General features: G+C 72.9%; 1 protein-coding gene and 1 pseudogene. Both read right to left on the reverse strand.

All coding sequences use genetic code 11. The annotated features are described in order from the left end of the window. Positions 1 to 31: 31 nt before the first annotated feature. Entirely contained in the window at positions 32 to 2,068 is a 2,037-nt protein-coding gene (locus ACEPPI_RS40290; protein ID WP_373920208.1) for a bifunctional glycosyltransferase 87/phosphatase PAP2 family protein, read from the reverse strand. A 557-nt stretch (positions 2,069 to 2,625) separates the two neighbouring features. Further along, positions 2,626 to 2,904: pseudogene (locus ACEPPI_RS40295) on the reverse strand (hypothetical protein); the annotation flags it as partial.

Below are 2,904 nucleotides of genomic sequence, written 5' to 3' on the forward strand. Positions count from 1 at the left end.
GGGGCGGGGCGGGCCGCGGCGGGGCCCGGCCTCAGGCGCGCCCCGAGCGGGCGGGGGCGCGTAGGTTCCGGCCGGCTTCCGCCTCCGCCACCGCGCGCTGTCCCGGCAGGCTGACGCGGAGGCCGCGCGGCCCGGACAGCACGTGGACCAGCCCGAACCCGGCACCGACGACCAGCGCGCCGCCGACCGCGTCCAGGACCCAGTGGTTCGCGGTGGCCACGATCGCGCAGAGCGTGATCAGCGGGTGCAGCGCCCCGAGCAGCTTCTGCCGGCCCTTGGGCGCGAGCACCACGATCACCGTCCCGCACCACAGCGACCAGCCGAAGTGCAGCGACGGCATCGCCGCGTACTGGTTGGAGATCGCGGTCATCACCCCGTACGAGGGGTTCGCCAGGTCCTGCACGCCGTGCACGGTGTCGACGAAACCGAGGTCCGGCATGAGCCGCGGCGGGGCGAGCGGGTACAGCCAGAAGCCGGCCAGGGCGATCACGGTGGCGAGGCCCAGCGAGGCGCGCGCCCAGCGGTAGTCCCCCGGGCTGCGCCGGTACAGCACGGCGAGGACGGCCAGCGGCACCACGAAGTGGAAGGAGGTGTAGTAGAAGTTGAAGAACGCCTCCAGCCAGGGCGTGTCCACCACGGCCCGGTTGACGACGCGTTCGACGTCGATGCCGAGCGCCTGCTCGATCGCGTGGATCCGGCTGCCGTTGGCCTCGGCGACGGACCGGCTCGCGGGGGCGGCGGCCCGGATGTGCGAGTAGAGCGAGTAGCCGACCCGTATCAGCAGCAACTCCAGCAGCAGGTTGGGCCGGGAGAGCGCCTTGCGCCAGAACGGCAGCAGCGGGACGTGCGGGAGGCGCGTGGCGGCGGGCCGCCCGTAGAGCGTGGGCACCGGCTCGCGCCAGTACGGGGACGAACGCGGCAGGAACGGCACGGCGCAGGCCGCCGCCAGGGCCGCGAGGAGCGGCACGTTGTCCCGTACGGGGGCCAGCGCGGCCATGTTGGGCAGCAGCACGGCGCTCGGCAGGGTCATCGCGAGCACCACCGCCACCGGCCACACCCGCCGGTCGGCGGCCCGCACGCCCACCTTGCCGGCCACCGCGAGCAGCACCCACAGCATCTGGTGGCGCCACCCGTCCGGGGACACGGCAACGGCGACGCAGCCGGTGACGGCGACGGCGAGCAGCAGCTGGCCGTCGCGGGCGTAGCGGGCCGCGCGGCGCAGGCCTACGAAGGCGATCGCGGTGGCGAGGGCTGCGTAGAGGAGGGTCTCGGCGGGTCCGCCGAGGCCCAGGCGCAGCAGGGCGCCGTGAACGGACTGGTTGGCGGGGCCGCCGGGGGCGCCGCCGAGGCCGGAGCCGGCGAGGTGTTCGACCCAGTACGTCCACGAGTCGCGCGGCAGTGACGCCCAGGACAGCGCGGTGGCGCCGACGAAGGTCAGTGCGGCAGCCTTGGCGGTGGGGCGGCGCCCGGTCAGCCACAGCAGCGGGGCGAACAGCAGCAGGGCCGGCTGGAGGGCCGCGGCGAGTCCGACGAGGAACCCGGCGGGGCGCTCGCCGGGCACCCGGAAGAACGCGAGCAGCACCAGCAGCACGGGCAGCACGGCGGCCTGACCGGGCGAGGCGGCCTCGCGGACGGGCAGCGAGACCATCATCAGCGCGACCAGCAGGGGCGCGGCCAACAGGGCGGTGCGCCGGGGCACGGGGTCGGGCAGGCCGCGTGCGGCGACCAGTCCGATCGCGGCGACGGACAGCAGGGTGACGCAGGTCCAGGCCACTTCCAGGGAGGGCGTGGCCAGGCCGACCAGCGGCTTGAGGACGAGCCCGGCGAAGGGGGTGCCGGTGAACCGGCCGGCGTCGTAGAGCGAGCCGGGCAGGCCGCCGGGGGCGCCGGGCAGGTGCAGACCGCTGAGCCACTCGCCGGGCGGCTCGCTCAGCACGACGGCGGCCTGCCTGACGCCGAGCACGGCCGCCAGGGCCCACAGCAGGAGGCGCGCGGCCCCGAGTCTGCCGTCACCGCCTATGACCCCGGCATGTCCATCGGCCCCGCCGTGCTCCGCCGCGTCAGCCACGCCTCGCCGTCCTCCCGCCCTGTCGACCGCAACCTCGACCTCGCCCGACTGCCGCGCCCGATGCACCGGATCCCTGCCGGGCACGACGATATCCCCCACGGGATCCCTAGGATGGCGTGCATGAGCATCGTGAAGATCAACAAGTCTGTCAACGAACTCACATAGGCGCTCGCCTGTATGCGGTCCGCCCGGGCCTGACCAGCATAGAAGCCCCGCCCGGCGGTCTTGCTCGCCGTCGCCGGACGGGGCTCCTTTCAAGGTCAGCGGTTCAGGTCGTCGGTGCGCAGCAAGCCTCACAGGCCACGTTGCGAGCCTTACCGGTTACCGGGTCTGCGATGACCGTCACACCTGCGCCGTGCGGGCAGACTCGGCGCCACCGCCGGCTGGAACTCCTTACGGTTCGGCAGGTCCCCAGCAAAGCGACCACCTCGTGATAGCGGGGGTCCACCCACTCACCCCTACGCTCTTCTTCGCTCACCGCATCCTCCTAGTGGCAGAACGTAGCCAACGGTAGCGGGGTGGAACTCCTCCCATGAGCCGTCTGTCCTGAGTCGCTCTTAGCTCTGCGGGGCCGCGCAGGCAGACCCGCCGTCCGTGCATTCGCTGTGCATGCAGTCGGCCGAGACGAGAACCGCAGATTGGGCTTCCAAGCTCCACAGGTACTCGTCGGGTTCGTGCCCCGCTTCGCGGATCGCCTTGAGCGTCCGATCGACGGTGGCCGTGTCGTGAACCGTTCCGGGTTTGGTGGGGACTCGATCATTTGAGAGGATCGAGTCATGGCACGTCCTTCCCAGTACCCGCTTGAGCTGCGCCGTCGTGCGGTGCGGATGGTCGCC

The sequence above is a fragment of the Streptomyces sp. AB3(2024) genome (genome assembly GCF_041862025.1).
GTDB lineage: Bacteria > Actinomycetota > Actinomycetes > Streptomycetales > Streptomycetaceae > Streptomyces.